This window comes from Dysgonomonas sp. Shenzhen-Wh21 (assembly GCF_043392705.1).
In the GTDB taxonomy this organism is placed as follows: domain Bacteria; phylum Bacteroidota; class Bacteroidia; order Bacteroidales; family Dysgonomonadaceae; genus Dysgonomonas.
Window position 1 is genome coordinate 1 of sequence record NZ_JAIXHZ010000087.1, and the last position, 2,123, is coordinate 2,123.

Genomic DNA, 2,123 nt, shown 5'->3' on the forward strand with positions numbered 1-2,123 from the left:
TCTATCAAAGCGGGTGCAAAGATATGCATTTTATTTATACATCTCCAAATATTTTAATGCCTTTTTTTCAAAATATTTTAACCGAAATATACAAAACCCTTAAACAAAATAACTTAATCAATTATTGTTTTTTTGTCCATAAGACCATCCGTCAAAAAGACCAATCCCAACCTTACTATAATTATATATATGAAAATATTTTTGGAAAGAAACTCTTACGGAGAATCACATAATAATTATAATTAATATCTTTGTTCCGCTAAATACTTATATAATATAACATGCATTATACATGAAAACATTTCTTTTTTCCAAGTTATCTATTATTACTCTTGCGGTCATCTCTTTTGCATCTTGTCAGAATAAAGGCCCTCATTTTACAGTAGAGGGTAAGATTGCCAATGCCGACACCACAATGTTATATCTAGAAAGACGGTCTTTGAATGAAACAACAACCATAGACTCAGTAAAGCTAGATGCAGATGGGAGTTTCAAATTTAAAGAGCCTGCATTAGGATATCCTGAATTCTATTTACTAAGAATGGATAAGCAATCCATAAACTTAGCAATAGACTCTATAGAAACAATTACTGTACATGCTAGCAAACCTACATTTGCATCGGAATATACAATAGAGGGATCTGAAGGCTCTGTGAAAATAAAAGATATTGTTTTTGCCCAAAACAAGCTTAGTCGGACTGTGTCTGATTTGAGAAAACAATTTGAAAGTAAAGAAATATCACAGGATCAATATGTCGCAGAAATTCAAAAAGCACTGAATGAATATAAAACTAAAGCTAAAGATCTAATCTTATCTGACTCTAAAAGCTTAGCCAGCTATTTTGCTTTATTTCAAAAAGTAGATGGATATTTAATATTCGATCCTTATGATAAAAATGACTTAGTAGCTTTCAGAGCTGTTGCTACCGTTTGGGATCTATACAAATCAAAATCACCTCGGGCAGAGCATTTAAAGACTTTTACGCTAACTACTTTGGCTGAGTTGAAACAAATGGCAAGTCAGGAAGAAACAATGAAGAAGCTAGAGAATACCGAAGCTACAGATCACAGTGTGTTTTATAATATAACGCTACCTGATATTAATAATAAGGACGTAAGTTTATCTTCATTAAAAGGAAAAGTTGTTATACTCGATTTTACTGCATACCAAACAGATTTTTCTCCGGCGCACAATATACTTATCAATAATGTATATAGTAAGAATAAAGGAAATGTAGAAGTATACCAAGTATCTTTTGACACGGATATACATGCATGGAAAAATGCTGCAACAAATTTACCCTGGATATGTGTAAGAGATAGTAAGCTACTCAGGTCTGAATGGCTCGCGAAATTCAATATTCAAGGCTTCCCTACTACATATTTATTAAACAAGAATGGAGAGATTGTGAAAAGAATTTTATCTACTGATAACCTAGCTTCAGAAGTTCAAAAATTATTATAAAAGTATTTCCAAATATTTGAAAATACGAAAAATATACTATATCTTTGTTTTTGATAAAATGAAAAAGGAAAAGGAGTTCTGGCCTTTAACGGCAGGAATTCTTTTTCTTTTTGTCGCTTTAAAAACAATCAAAAATTTAAAAAACAGTAGGAATTAATTTAATTTTTAATTACCATGGCTATCACTTACATGACCGCGGAAGGTTACAAAAAGTTGAAAGAAGAAATCAACACTCTTGAAACTACGGAAAGGCCTGCTATATCGAAACAAATAGCAGAAGCTAGAGACAAGGGAGACTTATCTGAAAATGCTGAATACGATGCAGCCAAAGAGGCTCAGGGGCTACTTGAAGCTAAAATAGCCCAAATGAAAAACCTATTGGCAAATGCTCGTCTGATCAATGAAGATTCAATAGGAACAGACGTTGTGCAAATATTGAACAAGGTTACAATACGCAATACGAAAAATAACCAAAAGATGACATATACGATCGTTGCAGAGAGCGAGGCTAACTTGAAAGAAAATAAGATGGCTGTAAACACTCCTATCGCGCAAGGATTGATGGGTAAGAAAGTAGGAGATATAGCCGAAATAAAAGTTCCTTCGGGAATTATGAGTTTCGAAATTATGGATATATCATTATAAACTTATGCCTAGT

At 32.6% G+C, this 2,123-nt stretch carries 2 protein-coding genes; both read left to right on the forward strand.

The genetic code is table 11. From position 1 onward, the window contains the following. Positions 1–292 precede the first annotated feature (292 nt). Positions 293–1,465: a TlpA disulfide reductase family protein gene (locus LDB17_RS06010; protein WP_252638840.1), complete on the forward strand. Its 1,173-nt coding sequence runs from the start codon at positions 293–295 to the stop codon at positions 1,463–1,465. 174 nt (positions 1,466–1,639) lie between these two features. After that, positions 1,640–2,110, forward strand: a complete 471-nt coding sequence (gene greA / locus LDB17_RS06015; RefSeq protein WP_135104445.1) for a transcription elongation factor GreA — start codon at positions 1,640–1,642, stop codon at positions 2,108–2,110. The last annotated feature ends 13 nt before the right edge of the window (positions 2,111–2,123 follow it).

What these genes read in the sequence shown, in the direction of transcription:
- LDB17_RS06010 (WP_252638840.1), top strand. Translation starts at nt 293, where the DNA reads ATGAAAACATTTCTTTTTTCCAAGTTATCTATTATTACTCTTGCGGTC.
- greA (WP_135104445.1), top strand. Translation starts at nt 1,640, where the DNA reads ATGGCTATCACTTACATGACCGCGGAAGGTTACAAAAAGTTGAAAGAA.